Source organism: Streptomyces sp. NBC_00448 (genome assembly GCF_036014115.1).
GTDB lineage: Bacteria > Actinomycetota > Actinomycetes > Streptomycetales > Streptomycetaceae > Actinacidiphila.
Window position 1 is genome coordinate 867,026 of record NZ_CP107913.1, and the last position, 17,708, is coordinate 884,733.

At 72.4% G+C, this 17,708-nt stretch carries 17 protein-coding genes; 12 read left to right on the forward strand and 5 right to left on the reverse strand.

Annotation, left to right across the window (positions count from 1 at the left end; all coding sequences use genetic code 11):
• Positions 1 to 51: 51 nt before the first annotated feature.
• Positions 52 to 1,011: an ROK family protein gene (locus tag OG370_RS03735; RefSeq protein ID WP_443060610.1), complete on the reverse strand. Its 960-nt coding sequence runs from the start codon at positions 1,009 to 1,011 to the stop codon at positions 52 to 54.
• Positions 1,012 to 1,052: 41 nt separating this feature from the next.
• On the opposite strand from OG370_RS03735, the gene OG370_RS03740 reads away from it, so the two are divergent.
• The 6 genes from OG370_RS03740 (at position 1,053) to OG370_RS03765 (ending at position 6,566) form a co-directional block, all read left to right on the forward strand.
• A complete protein-coding gene (locus OG370_RS03740) occupies positions 1,053 to 1,817 on the forward strand; it encodes a creatininase family protein (RefSeq protein WP_328460552.1) in 765 nt (254 codons plus the stop codon).
• 160 nt (positions 1,818 to 1,977) lie between these two features.
• Positions 1,978 to 3,105, forward strand: a complete 1,128-nt coding sequence (locus OG370_RS03745; RefSeq protein WP_328460554.1) for a mandelate racemase/muconate lactonizing enzyme family protein — start codon at positions 1,978 to 1,980, stop codon at positions 3,103 to 3,105.
• Entirely contained in the window at positions 3,102 to 3,491 is a 390-nt protein-coding gene (locus OG370_RS03750) for a RidA family protein (RefSeq protein ID WP_328460556.1), read from the forward strand. Before OG370_RS03745 ends, OG370_RS03750 begins: the two co-directional genes overlap by 4 nt.
• Before the next feature lie 249 nt (positions 3,492 to 3,740).
• Positions 3,741 to 4,064, forward strand: coding sequence for a plasmid stabilization protein (locus tag OG370_RS03755; RefSeq protein ID WP_328460558.1), 324 nt, complete (start codon positions 3,741 to 3,743; stop codon positions 4,062 to 4,064).
• Between the two features lie 127 nt (positions 4,065 to 4,191).
• Positions 4,192 to 4,803, forward strand: coding sequence for a MarR family winged helix-turn-helix transcriptional regulator (locus OG370_RS03760; protein ID WP_328460560.1), 612 nt, complete (start codon positions 4,192 to 4,194; stop codon positions 4,801 to 4,803).
• The gene (locus tag OG370_RS03765) at positions 4,800 to 6,566 is read left to right on the forward strand and encodes an MDR family MFS transporter (RefSeq protein WP_328460562.1); all 1,767 of its coding nucleotides are present in this window, start codon (positions 4,800 to 4,802) and stop codon (positions 6,564 to 6,566) included. Before OG370_RS03760 ends, OG370_RS03765 begins: the two co-directional genes overlap by 4 nt.
• Positions 6,567 to 6,899: 333 nt before the next feature.
• Here OG370_RS03765 and OG370_RS03770 read toward each other — a convergent pair whose 3' ends face one another.
• Positions 6,900 to 8,858, reverse strand: coding sequence for a Xaa-Pro dipeptidyl-peptidase (locus OG370_RS03770; RefSeq protein ID WP_443060843.1), 1,959 nt, complete (start codon positions 8,856 to 8,858; stop codon positions 6,900 to 6,902).
• Positions 8,859 to 9,036: 178 nt separating this feature from the next.
• Positions 9,037 to 9,414, reverse strand: a complete 378-nt coding sequence (locus tag OG370_RS03775) for a VOC family protein (RefSeq protein ID WP_328460564.1) — start codon at positions 9,412 to 9,414, stop codon at positions 9,037 to 9,039.
• Between the two features lie 97 nt (positions 9,415 to 9,511).
• On the opposite strand from OG370_RS03775, the gene OG370_RS03780 reads away from it, so the two are divergent.
• Both OG370_RS03780 and OG370_RS03785 read left to right on the forward strand, forming a co-directional pair.
• On the forward strand, positions 9,512 to 9,931 hold the full coding sequence (locus OG370_RS03780) for a winged helix-turn-helix transcriptional regulator (RefSeq protein ID WP_328473757.1): 420 nt from the start codon (positions 9,512 to 9,514) through the stop codon (positions 9,929 to 9,931).
• 137 nt (positions 9,932 to 10,068) lie between these two features.
• Positions 10,069 to 11,016 (forward strand): hypothetical protein, encoded by a 948-nt coding sequence (locus OG370_RS03785; RefSeq protein ID WP_328460566.1) that lies wholly within the window; start codon positions 10,069 to 10,071, stop codon positions 11,014 to 11,016.
• Positions 11,017 to 11,162: 146 nt separating this feature from the next.
• Here OG370_RS03785 and OG370_RS03790 read toward each other — a convergent pair whose 3' ends face one another.
• Positions 11,163 to 12,110: a cobalamin-binding protein gene (locus tag OG370_RS03790; protein ID WP_328460568.1), complete on the reverse strand. Its 948-nt coding sequence runs from the start codon at positions 12,108 to 12,110 to the stop codon at positions 11,163 to 11,165.
• A gap of 154 nt (positions 12,111 to 12,264) precedes the next feature.
• On the opposite strand from OG370_RS03790, the gene OG370_RS03795 reads away from it, so the two are divergent.
• The gene (locus OG370_RS03795) at positions 12,265 to 12,612 is read left to right on the forward strand and encodes a hypothetical protein (protein ID WP_328460570.1); all 348 of its coding nucleotides are present in this window, start codon (positions 12,265 to 12,267) and stop codon (positions 12,610 to 12,612) included.
• Positions 12,613 to 12,953: 341 nt separating this feature from the next.
• On the opposite strand, the gene OG370_RS03800 is transcribed toward OG370_RS03795, so the two are convergent.
• Positions 12,954 to 13,868 (reverse strand): alpha/beta hydrolase, encoded by a 915-nt coding sequence (locus OG370_RS03800; RefSeq protein WP_328460572.1) that lies wholly within the window; start codon positions 13,866 to 13,868, stop codon positions 12,954 to 12,956.
• Between the two features lie 317 nt (positions 13,869 to 14,185).
• On the opposite strand from OG370_RS03800, the gene OG370_RS03805 reads away from it, so the two are divergent.
• The 3 genes from OG370_RS03805 to OG370_RS03815 all read left to right on the forward strand — a co-directional run bounded on the left by OG370_RS03805 (position 14,186) and on the right by OG370_RS03815 (position 17,674).
• Complete coding sequence (locus tag OG370_RS03805) at positions 14,186 to 15,265, forward strand: Lrp/AsnC family transcriptional regulator (protein WP_328460574.1); 1,080 nt, start codon at positions 14,186 to 14,188, stop codon at positions 15,263 to 15,265.
• Positions 15,266 to 15,482: 217 nt separating this feature from the next.
• Positions 15,483 to 16,775, forward strand: coding sequence for an ABC transporter substrate-binding protein (locus OG370_RS03810; RefSeq protein ID WP_328460576.1), 1,293 nt, complete (start codon positions 15,483 to 15,485; stop codon positions 16,773 to 16,775).
• Positions 16,772 to 17,674: a carbohydrate ABC transporter permease gene (locus OG370_RS03815; protein ID WP_328460578.1), complete on the forward strand. Its 903-nt coding sequence runs from the start codon at positions 16,772 to 16,774 to the stop codon at positions 17,672 to 17,674. Before OG370_RS03810 ends, OG370_RS03815 begins: the two co-directional genes overlap by 4 nt.
• Positions 17,675 to 17,708: the final 34 nt, after the last annotated feature.

The window sequence follows — 17,708 nt, forward strand, 5'->3', positions numbered from 1 at the left end:
CGCGCGTCGCCGCCACGGCAGCCCCCGCGACGATCTCCCCGGCACTCCCCGCTACAACTGCGACAGCACCAGCCCGGCGCCGCCCAGCAGCGCCACGTCGTCGACCGCGGCCGTGCTCACCAGGACCCGCGGCTGCTCCGCGCCGTCCCCCACCAGGCCGGAGCGCAGCCGCTCCTCGATCAGCCCGCGGAACCGCTCGCCGCCCTCACGCGCCTCACCGTGCAGCACGAACAGCCCAGGGGCGAAGAGCTGCTGGACGTTGACCAGGCCCAGGGCGACGTTCTCCGCGTACTCCTCGACCACCCGCCGCGCGGCGCCGTCCTCGCGTGCCACCAGGGCACCCAGCGACACCGCCTGCCCCAGGCCGGCCTCCCGCGCCCTGGCGTGCAGCCAGCGGGTGGTGGCCACGGTCTTCCAGCAGCCGCGGCTGCCGCAGGTGCAGCGCTCACCGCTGGCCGACACCGTCATGTGGGCGCCGCTGCGGCCGCCGGGCGGGGCCAGCACCTGGCCGGCGTAGAGGATGCCCACGCCCAGCACCTCGCCGGTCGAGACCGACGCGAAGGTGCGCCGGCCGCGGCCGGGACCGAACCACCGGTCGCCGAGCACCTGGAGCCTGGCGTGGTGCTCCACCCGCACCGGCACCCCGGTCAGCGCCTCCAGCCGGGTCGCCACCGGATAGCCGCGCAGCGCCGGCACGTCGTTGACCTCGGTGATCAGCCCGGCGTCGGGATCGACCAGTCCGGCCGCCGCCACCCCTATGCCCTCCGGACGGCCGCCGGCGAAGACGCGGGCGGCGCGGGCCAGCGCGGCGTCGAGATCGGCGGGCAGCGCGGTCGCCGCGTCGTACCCCGTCTCGGTCCGCTCCACCACGGTGCCGGACAGGTCCAGCACCGCGGCCCTGATCCGGCCGGGCACCAGTTCGACCGCCCCCAGCCTGCGTGGACCACGCGGTGCGACCGGCTCCGGTTCGAGCGCGGGCACCAGTCGCAAGGGGAAACGTTCGTCGGCCATGGGCCGACTCTGCCACGACCGGGTTTCAGGAAGGTAGTGCTGTGATCCACACGAACTTGACCGAGTCGACCTGGCAGGAGGTGCGCGCGGCCGGCGCGCGGGGCATCGCCCTGCTGCCCATCGGCTCCCAGGAGCAGCACGCCGCCCACCTGCCCATGGGCACCGACACCCTCCTCGCGGAGGCGGTGGTCGACCGGGCCACGGCCCTGCTCGCGCGGGACGAGGGCGGTACGGAGCTGGTGCGCCTGCCCGCGCTGCCCTTCGGCCACAGCCCGCACCACCTGTTCGCGGCCGCGGTGTCGCTCAGCGCGGCCACCCTCGGGGCGGTCCTCGACGACGTGCTGGACTCGCTCGCCACCTCCGGCTACCACCGGATCATGGTGGTCAACGGCCACGGCGGCAACGACGAGATCATGCGGCTGGCCGTCAAGCGGTTCGCGCTGCGCACCGAGGTCACCGTGGCGGCCTGCTCGTACTGGACGGTCACCTCCGGCGAGGACGACGGCGGGCGGCCGGAGGTCACCCCGGGGCACGCCGGCTGGTTCGAGACGTCGCTGATGCTGGCGGCCCGTCCGGACCTCGTCCGCACCCCCGTGCCGGCCCGCGCCCCGGTGGAGCCGCCGCCCCTGTTCGACCACCCGCCCTACCCCGGCCTGACCGTGGAGCGCCACGGCGAGTGGGCCCGGGTCGGCGGGTCGACCGACGACGCCTCCGCCGCCGACGCCGCGCGCGGCCGGCGGCTGCTGGACGACCGAGCCGCCGGGCTGGCCCGGGCGATCCAGGCGTTCGACGAGGCCACCCGCTGAGTTCGAAGCGAGCACCGCTGAGTCGGCGCGGCCGTCCGCCGGGTTCGAAGCGAGCACCGCCGGGTTCGAAGCGAGCACCGCTGCGTTCGACGCGGTCCTCGGCCGCCGAGCCGGTGCCCGCGGGCGCCGCACCTGTCACCACCGAGTTGGAGAGAAACGTATGAAGATCGTCGATGTCGATGTGTGGGTCGTCAACCTCCCGCTGGTCAACCCCTTCACGAGCTCGTTCGAGACGAAGACGGGAGAGACCCGCACCGTGGTGCGCATCCGTACCGACAGCGGCGTCGAGGGCTGGGGCGAGACCATGTGGGGCCGGCCGGTCGCCGCGATCGTCAAGGCGCTGGGCAAGGAGCTGATCGGCACCAGCCCGTTCGCCCTGGAGAGCTTCCACCGCAGGCACCACATGGTGCCCTTCTTCCACGGCTACCTCGGCTACGCGGCGATCGCCGCCATCGACGTGGCGTGCTGGGACGCGATGGGCAAGGCGACCGAGCAGTCCGTGACGGACCTGCTGGGCGGCCGGGTCCGGGACGAGGTCCCGATCACGGCGCTGATCACCCGCGCCGACGCCCCCGGGGCGAGCGGCGCGGCACTGGCCGAGGCGCTGGCCGAGCACACCGTGCGGGTGGTCGAGGAGGGCGGCTTCGAGGCGGTCAAGCTCAAGGGCACCACGGACGTCCGGGGCGACGTGGCGATCCTGCGGGCGCTGCGCGCGGCGCTTCCCGAGGTGAACCTGCGGGTCGACCCCAACGCGGCCTGGTCGGTGCCGGACTCGGTGCGGGCGGGCATCGCCCTGGAGGAGCTGAACCTGGAGTACCTGGAGGACCCGTGCTCCGGCATCGAGGGCATGAGCCAGGTCAAGGCGAAGGTGCGGATACCGCTGTGCACCAACATGTGCGTCGTGCGGTTCGAGGAGTTCGCCCCCGCGATGCGGCTCAACGCCGTGGACGTCATCCACGGTGACGTCTACAAGTGGGGCGGCATCGCGGCCACCAAGGCGCTCGCCGCGCACTGCGAGACCTTCGGGCTCGGCATGAACCTGCACAGCGGCGGGGAACTGGGCATCGCGACCGCGGCGCACCTCGCGGTCGTGGCCAGCACCCCGGTGCTCTCCCGCGCCATCGACAGCATGTACTACCTGCACGCCGACGACATCATCGAGCCGCTGCACCTGGAGAACGGGCGGCTGCGGGTGCCGGAGGGGCCCGGTCTCGGCGTCAGCGTGGACGAGGAGAAACTGCGGCACTTCGCCGCCGTCAACGAGCGAGAGGGAGACCTGACCGGATGAGCGCACAGGGCAAGCAGGCGGTACGCACGAAGGACGCGCCGAACCCCGCGGGGGCGTACAGCCAGGGCGTGGTGGCCGGCGGGCTGCTGTTCACCGCCGGGTTCGGCCCGCAGGACCCGGCGACGGGAGCGGTGCCCGAGACGGTCGCGGAGCAGACCGCGCAGGTCCTGCGCAACGTGCGGGCGGTGCTCGCGGCGCGCGGGCTGACCATGGACGACGTGGTCAAGGTGACGGTCCACCTCCAGCACCTGCGCCGGGACTTCGCGGCCTACGACGCGGTGTACCGGGAGTTCTTCACCGAGCCGTACCCGGTGCGCACCACGGTCGGCTCCGACCTGATGAACATCCTCGTGGAGATCGACGTGGTGGCCGCGATCCCCGCCTGACGCCGGGTTCCGCGGGCGGATCGTCCCCGCCGGGGCCATCAGGACGCACTCCGGTCCGGCCGCGGACCCGCACCGGTCGCACCGGGTACGGACCACCGGTACCCCGCGGCCGGTGCGTACCGCGCTTCCGGGCGGGCAGGCGCACGGCGGCGGTCCGCGACCCTCGGGCCGTTCGCCGGGCGCGGTGCCGGGTAGCGGCGCCGGCCCAGGTCGCGTACCCCCGTCCGGCCGACCAGAAAGGCGAGCACCATGCCCAGAGGATCGAACGCCAAGCGCGAGCGCCAGTACGAGCACATCAAGGACAGCGCGAAGGAGCGCGGCACGTCCGAGCGGCGGGCCGAGGAGATCGCGGCGCGCACCGTGAACAAGGAGCGGGCCCGCGCCGGCGAGTCGCGCACCGCCAGCCGCAGCTCGACCGAGGACATGTCGTCGTCCAGGCGGGGCGGGCAGCGCTCGCACTCCGGGTCCGGCGGCCCCACGAAGGAACAGCTCTACAACGAGGCCCGGCAACGCGGCATCGAGGGCCGTTCGACCATGACCAAGGCCGAGCTCAACAAGGCACTCGGCCGCTGAGCACGCTCCCCCGGGCCCGGATCGCCACGCGGCGGTCCGGGCCCGGGTCCGTCTCCATGCTGTTACTTGTACACCCCAAGCGCTTGTGTTATACAAGTAACGAAACACGTGGAGGTGGGCACTTTTGGTGGACCGGACAGGCGCGGAGTCCGTCGCAGGGCAAGGCGGGGCGGGCCGCGGGGATCAGGGCGGCACGGATCAGGGCGGCGCGGAGGAGGGGGCCGGGGGCACACCCGGCGCCGGCGTGGCCTCGGTCGCGGACGCGGTGGTCGAACTCCTGCGGACGGTGCGGCGCTCCAAGGCCCGGCTGCTGGCCGCGGCGAGCGACGACGTCGACTCCGCGACGCAGATCCTGCTGCGCCACTGCGCGGTCGACGGCCCGATACGGGCGAGCGCGCTGGCCACCAGCGTCCAGTCGGACCTGTCGACGGTCAGCCGCCAGGTCGCCGCGCTGGTGAACCGCGGGCTGCTGGAGCGCCGCGCGGACCCGGTGGACGGCCGGGCCAGCCTGCTGGTGGTGACCGACGCCGGCCAGGCCGTGATCGCCGAGCACGAGCAGACCCGGATGGCCTTCTTCGAGCAGGTGGTGAGCGGCTGGTCCACCGAGGAGCGCAGCCAGTTCGTACGGCTCCTGGAGCGGTTCACCGCCGCCTATGACACGACCCACGCCCATTGGACGACCGACGCGGCGCGACAGGGCGCTCGCACCAGTGACTTGAAAGAGGGCAGTACCGCATGAGCGCCACCGCAACCCGTCAGACAGGCTCGCCGCCGGACGGCGCGCTGACCCATCGTCAGATCATGACGATCCTGTCCGGCCTCGTCCTGGGCATGTTCCTGGCCGCGCTGGACCAGACGATCGTCTCGACGGCGATCAAGACCATAGGCAACGACCTCAACGACCTGTCCGCGCAGGCGTGGGTCACCACCGCGTTCCTGATCACCTCGACGATCGCCGCACCGCTGTTCGGCAAGCTGTCGGACATCTACGGGCGCAAGCGGCTGTTCATGCTCGCGATCGTGATCTTCGTGATCGGCTCGGCCCTGTGCGGACTGGCCCAGTCGATGTACCAACTGGCCGGGTTCCGCGCCTTCCAGGGCATAGGCGCCGGCGGCATCATGCCGCTCGCCCTCGCGGTGATCGGCGACATCATCCCGCCGCGTGAGCGCGCCCGTTACCAGGGCTACATGATGGCCGTCTTCGCCAGCGCCTCGGTGCTCGGCCCGGTGCTGGGCGGTCTGCTCTCCGGCACGGACAGCTTCCTGGGCGCCGCGGGCTGGCGCTGGATCTTCTACATCAACGTCCCCATCGCGGCCTTCGCGCTGGTCGTCATCGCCAAGGTGCTGCACCTCGACCACGTCCGCCGCGAGCGGCGCATCGACTGGTGGGGCTCGGCGCTGCTGGCCATCGGCCTGGTGCCGTTGCTGGTCGTCGCGGAGCAGGGGCAGAGCTGGGGCTGGGACTCGGCCGGCTCGTTCGCCTGCTACCTGACCGGCGCGGCGGGCCTCGCGCTCTTCGTCTGGGTCCAGCACAAGATGGGCGACGACGCGCTTCTTCCGCTGCGGCTCTTCCGCAGCAGCACCTTCTCGGTCGCCTCGGCCCAGGTCACGATCATCGGTATGGCGATGTTCGGCGGGATGTCGGTGATCCCGCTCTACCTGCAGATCGTCAAGGGCGCCTCACCGACCAAGTCCGGCCTGCTGCTGCTGCCGATGGTCGCCGGGCTGATGCTCGCCTCCCTCGGCTCGGGCCAGTTCGTCGCCCGCACCGGCCGCTACAAGATCCTGCCGGTGGTCGGGTCCTTCCTCATGGTCATCGGCATGGGCCTGATGATCACGATAGGCGCCGACACGGCCCTGTGGCAGACCGACATCTACATGGCGATCTTCGGCATCGGCCTGGGTCTGAACATGCAGAGCCTGGTGCTGGCGATGCAGAACGCCGTGCCCGCGAAGGACATGGGCGTCGCCTCCGCGTCGTCGACGTTCTTCCGCTCCATCGGCGGCACCCTGGGCACGGCGATCTTCCTGTCCGTGCTGTTCTCGCAGGCCGGCACCAAGATCGCCCACGAGTACACGAAGGCGGCCACCGACCCGGCGTTCATCGCGGCGGGCAAGGCCCACCCGGACCAACTCGCCGCGCTGCACCAGCACCTGGGCGGCGGGCTGGACGACACCTCGTTCCTCAACGGGCTCGCCAAGCCGCTCAGCCACCCGTTCTTCGCGGGCTTCTCCGCGGCCGGCGACGTGGTCTTCGCGATCGTGGCCGTACTGCTGCTGGCGGCGATCGTGCTCTCCACCCGGCTCAAGGAGGTCCCGCTGCGGATGGTCTCGGGCAACCAGGCCCGCACCGAGGCGGAGACCGCCGCCACGGCGAGCGCCGCGGGCACCGCCACGGTCCCCGCCCCGGCCCCGGCCCCGGCCGGTGACGACACCGCGCAGGGCGCCCCGGCCGCGCCCTCACCGGACACCCCGCGTACCGGCACCGCGACCGAGCACTGACCCGGTCCCGTACCCCCCGGAGAATCGCTTCTCCACGCACGTCCGCCCCGCCGCCCACCCCCGGGCCGTGGGGCGGACGGCTATCCACGCCCCGTCCACCCGCGCCGATCGCACCTGTCACGGCTGTCCCGCGGGTGTTCGTCGTCCCTCCAGGCTTACCGGAGGTGGTCGAGGCGGTGTCCAACGTATCCGGACCGATCCCCGGGTTCTTGGGCTGAGCTTGGGCGGGAGTTGGCGGTGCCGTCGAACTCGTGGGGTGTGCGGACGGCTTGACGCAGAGCGGGGGCCCGACCGGGCTTGCCGGTCGGGCCCCCGTGGTGGCGCGTGGGAGGGTCAGCGGAGGCGGGCCGCCTGGGAGGTGGGCAGCGCGGCCGCCGGGCCGCGGGACGGGGTGGAGGCCGGCGTGGTCGCCGTGGGGTGGTGGTGGCCGGAGCCGCCGCGCAGGGCGTGCGCGAGGGCCGGCAGCCCGCCGACCAGCGGCAGGTCGGCGCCGGACCGGGAGAGGTCGACGCTGATCGTCGGCTTCGTGCTGGGGGCGACGATCAGCCCGTTGTCGGTGCCGGCGACGATCAGGGCGAGCCGGTGCCCGGCGGGCACCACGTGGTCGGTGGAGGCGAGTTGGATGGTGATGGTGTAGGGCTTGCCCGGGGTGAGCGACACGCCGTGCAGCGACGGGTCGTAGTGCCCGAGGTCGGCCCAGCCGCGGCTGAAGACGGTCTGCTGGACGTTCTCGGTGTCCGCCGCGGTGTCGAGGTAGCAGGCGCTGTCGCCCGACGTGCTGTCGCCCCAGCAGGACCGGGTGTTGAGCGTGGTAATGCCCTCGGCGCCGGCCTCGTAGTTCCGGATGGTCGCCGGACCGAGGTCGACCAGGACCGCGGACAGGTGGGCACTGGTGGTGGTCGGGGTCGCGGTGAGGGTCACCGTGCCGCCGCCCGACAGCCGCAGGTCACTGGCGAGCGTGCCGGTGGTGAACGACGCCTTGCTCGCGGTCGCCTGGTCCGCCTGCGCCGCCCAGTCGTCCTCGTCCTGCGCGGGGTTGTCGGTATAGCGCTCGGTGCCGCTCGCCGGCGGGGCCCCGGCGCTCAGCGTGCCGAGGCCGTTCGTGCCGCTCGCCACCAGGCCGACCTGGGTCGCGGCGGTGCCCGGCGCGGGCCAGACCGGGTCGGTGGTCCAGTGGTCGGGGGTGCGCTCGATGTCGGCCATCGGCTGGCTCTGGACGCCGTTGTCGACGCCCATCAGGTAGTGGTCGAACCACTGGTGCAGGGTGTCGACCCAGTCGGACCGCCGGTAGTCGAACGGGTCCACGTGGCCGGTCTGCGACAGCCAGATCTTGCGCTGCACCCCGTTCGCGGCGAGCGCGTTCCACCACTGGCCGAAGTTCTTGGTGCGCACGTTGAGGTCCTGCATGCCCTGCGCGACGAAGACGCTGGCCTTCACCTTGGACGCGTTGGCGTAGTAGTCGCGGTCCTGCCAGGCGCTGGTCCAGTCACCGTTGCGCGGTGCGCCGTCGCGCAGCGCCTGTTCCTCGGCGGAGCAGTGCGACTGCGCGCCGGAGCTCTCGACCTCGGAGGCGAGTTCGTCGGGGCCGCCGTCGTAGAGGGCCGCGCCCTGCGCGAAGTAGTAGTCGTACCAGGAGCTGATGCCGCTGATGTCGACGATGGTCTTCAGGCCCTCGACACCCGTCGCGGCGACCCCGTTGGCGACGGTGCCGTCCCAGCTCTTGCCGATCATGCCGACCGACCCGTTGGACCAGCCCGCCTGCGCGGTCGTGCTCCCGGTGCGTGTGGTGTACGCGGTCGCTCTGCCGTTCAGCCAGTCGATGACGGCTTTGGCGGAGGTGATGTCGGAGGCGCCGCCGACGTCGACGCAGCCGTCGGAGCGGTCGGTGCCCGCGAGGTCGACGAGGACGACCGCGTAGCCGCGCGGTACGAAGTAGTTGTCGTAGTAGAGCGGGAAGCCCACCGGGTTGCCGCTCTGGTCGTACGTCTTGACCTGGCTCTCGTTGCCGCGGCCGCAGCAGGAGTAGTACGGGCTGGCGTCCATGATCACCGGCACCTGCTGACCCGCCGCCGCGGGTTCCGAGGGCCTGATGATGTCCGCCGCCACCCGGTCGGGCTTGCCGTCGCGGTCGCCGTCGAGGCCGGTGTCGACCCAGACGGACTGCCGGATGGCGTTGGCGTAGGAGTCGACCGGTTGACTGCCGGTGTCCCGCGAGCCGGCACCGGCGTGCGCGGCGACCGGGCCGAGGAGGACGAACATCAGGGCGGTGAGGACCACCGCCACGACGGACATCGAGTGGGTGCGGGGTCTCCGCGTCAGTGACAGCACCCCGGGACGTTACATCCTGACACCGCCATGACAACACCCCCTCTTTCGAGACAGCGGGGCGATTACGAGACACTCGCGGGTTCCCCCGGTGGCGACGGCCGACCGCCTCACGCCGGCCGACCGCCCCACGCCGACCGCCCGGCTACGCCCGGACGATGCGCTCCACCAACTCCGGCGCCCACTCCACGTACTCGACCTCCGCGCCGCCGCGGTGGCGCGCGTACAGGAACCGGCCGGTGGCGCTGGTGCTCTCCGGCGTGGTGATCTCGGCGCCGGCGGCCGCGAGTACCGCCGTCAGGGCGTCGAGGTCGTCGACGATCACGGTGGCGCCGGCGTGGGCGTAGCGGGCCCGCTCCGCGGGTGGTCCCGCGATGACGAGGAAGTCGCCGATCGCCGCGAGTTCGACGGAGTCGAAGGCGAAACGGAGATCGGGTTCGGCGCCGGTCAGTTCGCGCAGCAGGGGCAGCGACGAGTCGAGCTCGTCGGTCCACCGGCGGGCGTAGGTCTTGAGAATGGTCATGACGGGTCCTCACGGTCACTTGTGCAACCTGGGCACCGTAGGAGAGTGAGCAGGTCAGAGGGAAGAACGCACTTTTTCGAAAGAGAGGCACCTGGTGGTGACCGACGAGGCGGGCCGGGTTTCACGGGACGCGGACGCCGATGTGACGCGCGCCCACTCCCTCGCGCGGGAGATCTTCTCCGGCATCGCGAACAAGTGGACGCTGCTGGTGCTCACCGTCCTCGGCGAGCGCACCCTGCGCTTCACCCAACTCCGCGGCGAGGTGGAGGGCATCAGCCACAAGATGCTCACGCAGACGCTGCGCGGCCTCGAACGCGACGGGCTCGTCGAGCGCACCGTCCACCCGACCGTGCCGCCCCGCGTGGAGTACGCGCTCACGGACGCGGGCCAGGCGCTGCGCGCGACCGTCTACGGCATGTGCGCGTGGACCCGGCTGCATCTGGAGCACATCGAGGGGTCCCGGGAACGCTTCGACCGCGCGCGCCGGGAGCAGGCCGGCGCGGCATCCGGCCGGTAGGCCCGGCACGACAGCACACCCGCACGCCCGCACGACCGCGCGCCGCGCCCCCGGTGCGGCCTGGCCGGCCCGGCCGGCGGAATCCTGCGCACAAGTCCGCCAGAGCGAAGATCGGCCGAGACGATAATCTCCGGGGCATGGCTCAACCTCCCCGTCCCCCGCGGATCGTCACCCGGCTCGTCGACGGCCGCATCCGCGCGTACGACGTGAGCGGCGACGCCACCGGCGTGCTTGCGCCGGTCATGAGCTGGCGGCCGTCCGCCGGGGACGACGACGTCGTCGACCACGCCGCCGACACCGGCCTGCGCCACGCGTACTACACCACGCTCGACGCGGCCGTCTGCGTGGCGGCGGACGGGGCCGAGGTGTGGCGGTCCCGGTTCGAGCCCCGGTCGGACAGGCAGCACGGGCACCGGCCCGGCTGCGTACTGTCGCCGAACGGACGTGCGGTGTGGGTCTACCGGCCCGACGCCATGGCCGGCCGCGACCGGGACGACCAGTGGGTCGCCCTGGACGCGGGGACCGGGGCGGTGATCGCCCAGGCGGATCTGCCGACCGTCGGGCACGCCGGGGTCCAACTGCCGCACCCGGTCAGCGGCGAGGTCCTCCTCGACGTGGGCGAGGGGCAGGACGGCTCGGTCATCCACCGCGCGTCGCCGGCCGACGGCCGGATGGACCTCTTCACCTATCCCTGGTGGGATCGGTGCCTCATCGACCTGTCGCCCGACGGGCGGTACTTCATGACCGTCGACCACGGGCAGGCCGACGCCGCCGTCCACAACTACCCCGACGGCGAGGTGGTGTTCACGCTCACCGTGGACGCCTTCGGGCAGGACCCGGACGAGGTCTTCGTCGAGTGGAGCGGCGGGTACCTGAGCCCGGACACGCTCATCATCACCCTCATCGGGGAGACCGAGGACGAGCAGGAGTGGTGCCGCCGCTACCGCGTCGACGCGCACTCCGGCCTCGTCCGCGGCGAGTTCGACGCGCGCACCGCCGACCCCTACGACTTCCACCCCCTCGGCGACGGCTCCTGGCTCACCGCGGCCCCCTCCGGCCACCCCACCCGCCGATCCGACGCCTAGCGGGTCCCGCGGCCGGTCGGGGCGACGGTCCCGCGCCGCCGGGACTGGGCGCCGCCCACCGGGCAGCCGACGCCCCCGGTCCACGGAGCGCGCCGGCGGAACCGGTCAACGCGCCACGCTGACAGGCGAGTTGCGGCGCACACGTGTCACGGGCCCGCGGGAGTCCGGGGGGCCGCGGGGAGGAGCCTGCGGGCCTCCCGGTCCGTCACCGGCTCGTCCGGCTCGATGCCGTGCAGGACGTACGCCAGGATCTCGGCGCCGCGCACCACCCGCGGGCCCGGGCGGTTGAAGTGGGCGGGGCCGTCGAGGACCCAGACCCGGCCGTCGCGGACCGCCGGCAGGTCCGCCCACGCGGGGTGTCCGGTCAGCAAGTCCGCTTCCGTGAAGGTGCGTTCGGGCGGGAAGCCGCAGGGCATCAGCACGATCACCTCCGGGGCCGCGTCGCACAGCGCGGCCCAGTCCATGGCGGCGGTGTGCTCGCCCGGGTGGGCCAGCAGGGGTTCGCCGCCGGCGCGGCGGATCTGTTCGGGCACCCAGTGCCCGGCCGGCCACAGCGGGTCGAGCCATTCGATCGCGGCCACGCGGGGCCGGGGCAGACCCGAGGTCCGGTCCCGTACGGCGTCCAGCCGCCGGTACGCCTCGGCCACCCGGCGCGCGGCGGTCTCCGGTACGCCGAGGACGTCGCCGACCCGCCGCACGCAGGCGAGCACGTCGGGCAGGGTCCGCGGTTCCAGGCTGATGACGCGGGGCCCGTCGCCGTCCAGTACGCGTACCGAGTCGGCGACCGCCTCGTAGGAGACCGCGCAGACCTGGCAGAGGTCCTGGGTGAGCACCACGTCGGGCGCGAGGTCCGCGAGCAGGCCGGCGTCCAGGGTGTACAGGGAGGAACCCCGGTGCGCCGCTCCCCCGACCGCCTCGGAGATCTCCCGGCTGCTCAGCGCGTCGGCGTCGAACTCGGCGGACGTCACCACCGGCACCGGACCGACCACGTCCGGCGGCCAGTCGCACTCGTGGGTGCGCCCGACGAGGTCGCCGCCGAGGCCGAGTTCGACGACGATGTCGGTCGCGGCGGGAAGCAGGGAGACGATGCGCATACCCGAACGGTAGACCGCCCCGTACGGCGCGCGGGACGCACGGCGCACCCGGCCGCGCCTGGGGCCCGAACCGGCGACGGAACGCCCACCGCGGGCGCACACTGGGGACGGGGCATCGGCGGACCCGGGTCCGCCGGCGGAGGGGAGGTCAACGATGGCCGTACGACGGGGACTTCGGTCCGTGGAGGGGCTGTACGTGGCGGCCGTGGGTGCCCTCGCGGTGCTCGGCGCCGTCCATGGCGAGGCCCTCTTCTACCTGCTGGCGGTCGCCTTGACGCTGCCGTTCGGAGTGCCGGCGCTCGTGCTCGTCTACGGCGGGTACGCCGTCCTCAAGGGCGTCGGCAGCCTCCTGGCGCCGGCCACCCGCCCCGACGGCAGCGACGCCGCCTGGCTCACCGCCGGCAGCGCCACGCTCAACGTCGCCCTCCTGGTCGGCGCGGCCCTCGCCAACGTCCTGCTGCTCGAACACACCCGCCGCCGTCGCCACCCCGCGCCCCGGTAACGCACCGACCCGGCCTGCCCGCACGACCGTTGACGCGACGCCCGGACAGCGGGACCCCACGACGCCACCGCATCCGCGGCACCCGGCCGGTCCCGCCTGCCACCTTCACCACCCCCCGGCCACACCCCCGTGGCGGCCGGGCACGCACCGGAGACGACGATGCGCGATCATGCCGCGACCGGTCCGGCTCCCGCCTAAACAGCGGGACCCCACGACGCCACCGCATCCGCGCCACCCGCCCGGCACCGACAGCCGCCTCCACCGCCCCCCGACCCCACCCCCGCGACGGCCGGACACACCCCGGAAACGACGATGCGCGAACGCGCCACGAACGGTCCGGCTCAGACGGCTTCACGGGGACCCACGTGCTTCCGCAGGAACGCGAGTTCCGCCTCGACGGCCTCTTCGTGCGCGGCGAGGAACGGGGCGTAGTGGCTGCCGGGCAGGTGGACCACCTCGGCGGCCGGCGCGTTCCCGGCCGCGCGGACGGCGGGGTCGGCGAGCACGCTCTGGTCCTGGTCGCAGACGACCACCAGCAGCGGGCAGCGTATCCGGGAGGCGTGGCGGCCGGGCCGGTAGCCGCCGATCCGCAGGGCGATCCGGGCGGCGACGGTCTGCTCCCAGCCGGTGTGCCGGCCGTCGGGGTCCAGGGCCAGGTCGCCGTCCATGGCGTCGGGCGTGGTGAGCGAGGCGACGGCGCCGCGCGGCCCGGCGGTCGGGACCAGCAACGGCGGGCGCCCGAAGGCGCCGCCGAGCGCGTCCGCGACGCCCCGGCCGAAGAGCCGCAGCGCCGCGAGGGGCGTCATGCAGCGCAGCGCGTGGGGTGCGACCGCGCGGCCGTCGACCAGCGGGGTCTGGGAGATCGCGCAGGCCAGTTGCGGGTTGTCGGCCGCGACGCGGAAGAGGTGGCCGCCCGCGAGCGAGAAGCCCCAGGCCGAGATCCGGTCCGGGTCGACGTCGGGCAGGCCGGCCGCGCAGTCGATCGCGGCGTGCCAGTCGGCGACCTGCTCGTCGAAGTCGACGATCTGGCGCGGCGTGCCGCCGCTCTCCCCGAACCGCCGGTGGTCGAAGGCCAGGACCGCGAACCCGGCCTCGTTGAACCGCGCGGCGAACTGGTCCGAGGCCGGTTCCTTGGTGACCGAGGTCCCGCCGGCCATGATCACGCAGCCGCCGTTGGACCCCGGATAGTGCCAGCCGGCGCATGAGGTGCCGCCGCTGGCGAAACGTACCTTCTCCCGTTGCCTGATCACGGGCACGTGGACCTCCGTGGTGATTCCGTCGTACGCGGGTGCGATGTGGGTGCGCTGGGGTGCGGGGGCCCGCGGCGTCGTCGTGGCCGCGGGCCCCCGCGCCGGGTCGCCACCGGCGGTGGCGGCCCGGGGTACCGGCGGTCAGCCGGTCAGGACGGGGAACCAGTTGCGCGGGTCGAGGATCATCGTGCGCTCCTTCCATGGCTCGGGTCCACGAGCGGCGAGGCGCCTTCGGGACGGTGCGGGGTGGATGTCCTCCATGCTTGGGCCGCCGTCCCCGAAACGGGCAGCGCGAGGCGGTGGAATGGGCGAAACTTGCTCGCATGGCGCGCGCAACGGCGGATTCCGTACTGAGCCTCATCGACCAGCGGCTGGTGGCCGCGCTGCAGTGCGACGGCCGTCTGACCGCGGAGCGGGCGGCCCAGGTGCTGGGGCTCAACCCCGCCACCGTGCGCCGCCGCCTGCACGCGCTCGGCGCCGACGGCACGCTGCGTGTCGTGGTCTCGCCGGTCGCGCGGCCGCGCAACGGAGGCTCGGCCGGCGCCCTGTTCCTGCGCATCCGGGTGCTGCGGGGGAAGCTCGACACGATCGTGGCCGCGCTCGCCGCGCGCGAGGACATCCCGTTCATCGACATCACCACCTCGGGTGACGAGATCTTCGCGGTCGCCCGGACCGAGCCGGGGTCGCGCGACCCGCTGGTCTTCCGCCAACTGCCCTCCACCCAGGCGGTGACGTCCCTGGAGAGCGCCACGATCCTGCACGTCTTCCGGCTCACCTCCGAGTGGCGCCACCAGGTGCTGACCGCGGCGGAACGCGCGGCGCTGAGCCCGGCCGGCCCGGGACCCGGGTCGGCCGCCGACGGCTCCCCCGGCCCGTACGGTGTCGACACCGACGCGGTGGAGCAGGCTCTGATCGACGCTCTCACTCCCGACGCGCGGCTGTCCTCGGCGGCGCTGGCCGAGCGCACCGGCCACCCGGAGAGCACCGTGCGCCGCCGCCTGGCCCGGCTGGCCGACCAGGGCCGGCTGGTCACCCAGGTGCTGGTCGATCCGCGCCGCCTCGGGCTGCCCATCGAGGCCAAGCTGCTGCTGCACGTGGCGCCGGACCACCTGGCCGCCGCGGGGCAGGCGCTGGCCGATCACCCCGCGGTGCACGGCGCGTTCGCGACATCGGGCCCCTCGAACCTGCACGCGGCCGCGTACTTCCCGGATCTGACGGCCCTTTACAACTTCCTCTCCCGGGACCTGGTCGGCCTGGGCATCACCCACGTCGAGACGGCCGTCGTCAGCCGCGCCGCCAAGCGGACTCCCGCGCTGCCGCAGCCGGTTCAGCCGGTGCGGCCGGCCCCACCCGTGCGCGCGGCCCGGGCCGCCCGACAGACCCACCCGGCCCCCCAGAGGTAGGCGGCGCCCGCGCGTACGCCGACCCGGGACGCCCCCGCCGCACCTTCGCCCACCCCGAAGCGACCCCGTCCCCACCCCCACCCACCCGATTTGTCAACGCCATTGACATATACCTGGCACCCCTCTACGTTTCACCGTCGAATCGCTTCGACGCGGTCCGTCGAAGCGATTCGACGCAGCGTTCGCCACCCTTCCGACCCCCGTGGAGGTCCCTTCAATGTCGAAGGCGCGCAGCCGAACAGTCGTGACCGCGATGGCCTTGGCAAGCGCCCTGCTCCTCGCTTCGTGCGGGAGTTCGGGCGGCTCGACAGGCGACGGCAAGACCCTCAAGCTCTGGCACTACGAAGGCCCCGACAGCGCGATGGGCATCGCCTGGAACCAGGCGATCGCCGAATTCAAGAAGACCCACCCGGGCGTCAAGGTGGAGTTCGAGGCAAAGGGCTTCGAGCAGATCCAGAAGACCGCCTCGATGGTCCTCAACTCCGATGACGCACCGGACGTGATGGAGTACAACAAGGGCAACTCCACCGCCGGGCTGCTGGCCAAGCAGGGACTGCTCACCGACCTGACCCCCGAAGTCACCAAGTACGGCTGGGACAAGCTGCTCAGCCCGAGTGTGACCACCACCAGCAGGTACAACACGCAGGGCGTGATGGGTTCGGGCGACTGGTACGGCGTCCCGAACTTCGGCGAGTACACGATGGTGTATTACAACAAGGACCTCTTCGCCAAGAACGGCGTCCAGGTCCCCACCACGCCCGAGGAGTTCACCGCCGCGCTGGCCGCCTTCAAGGCCAAGGGCATCACCCCGCTCGCCGACGCGGGCGCCGAGTACCCCGCCCAGCAGTACCTCTACCAGCTGGCGCTGACCAAGGCCGACCGCGCCTGGGTGAACGCCTACCAGCTCTACCAGGGCAAGGTGGACTTCCACGACGCGGCCTGGACCTACGCGGCGAACACCTTCGCGGACTGGGTCGCCAAGGGCTACCTCGCCAAGACCTCCAGCGGCGCCAAGGCCGAGGACGCCGGCGTCTCCTTCATCAGCGGCAAGTACCCGATCTTCTTCTCGGGGAGCTGGTGGTACGGGCGGTTCAAGACCGAGAACAAGTTCGCCTGGGGCTCGTTCCTGTGGCCCGGATCGAAACTGACGCTCGGCTCCGGCGGCAATCTCTGGGTCGTTCCCAAGAAGGCCAAGAACAAGCAACTCGCCTACGACTTCATCAACATCACCATGAAGCAGGGCATCCAGAACACCCTCGGAAACAACGGCGGAATTCCGGTGGCGGCCTCTCCCACGGCCATCACCGACCCGGCCTCGAAGACGCTGATCGAGAACTTCAACAAGATCTCCGCCGCCGACGGCCTCGCCTTCTACCCCGACTGGCCGGTGCCCGGCTTCTACGACGACCTCGTCTCCGCCGTCCAGAAACTCCTCACCGGCAGCGCCAAGCCGGACCAGGTACTGGACGAGTTGCAGAAGGCGTACGACGCGGGTGCGCCGAAGTCATGACCGCCCGACGCCACCAGCCGGCGAACACCTACCCGCTCTACCTGATACCCGGGGCCGTCGCCTTTCTCGCGGTCATCGTCTACCCGTTCGCGCTGAACGTCTACTACAGCTTCACGAACTGGCAGGGGGTGGGCTCGCCGAGCTGGGCGGGGCTGGCCAACTACCGGCAGCTGATGAAGGATTCGCAGTTCTGGCAGTCCTTCCAGCACAGCCTCGCCATGGTGGTGGCGATGGCGGTCGTCCCCACCGTCATCGGGCTGGTGGTGGCCGCCGCCCTGTTCGACTTCGTCGCCAAGCACTTCGGGTCGAAGCTCGCCGCCGTCCTGCGGGCCTGCTTCTACCTGCCCCAGGTGCTGCCGATCACGGTGGCGGGCATCGTCTGGAGCTGGATACTCGCCCCCGAGAACGGCTCGCTCAACGAGCTGCTCAAGGCGGTGGGCCTGGGCGGACTGCGGCAGGACTGGCTGGGTGACCCGCACTTCGCGCTGTACAGCGTGATGGCGGTCATGGTCTGGGTCCAACTGGGCTTCCCCGTGGTCATCTTCATGTCGGGCCTGCAACGCGTCGACCCGGCGCTGCACGAGGCCGCCGAACTCGACGGCACCTCCTGGTGGCAGCGGTTCTGGCATGTCACGCTGCCCCAACTGCGCCCGGAGATCTACGTGGTGATGCTCTGGTGCACCATCGCGGCGCTCAAGGTCTTCGGCGCGGTCTACGTCCTGACCAAGGGCGGCCCCGCCGACGCCACGGACGTCCCGTCGTACTTCTCGTTCGCGACCTTCTTCGAGAAGACCCAGGTGGGATACGGATCGGCGATCGCGACCGTCATGACCGTGCTCATCCTCGCGCTGACGGTGGTCGGTCTGAGCTTCCAGACCCGGGCGGAGGACGCGCGGTGAACACGGTGAAGCGCTTCCCCGCGCTGACAGCGAT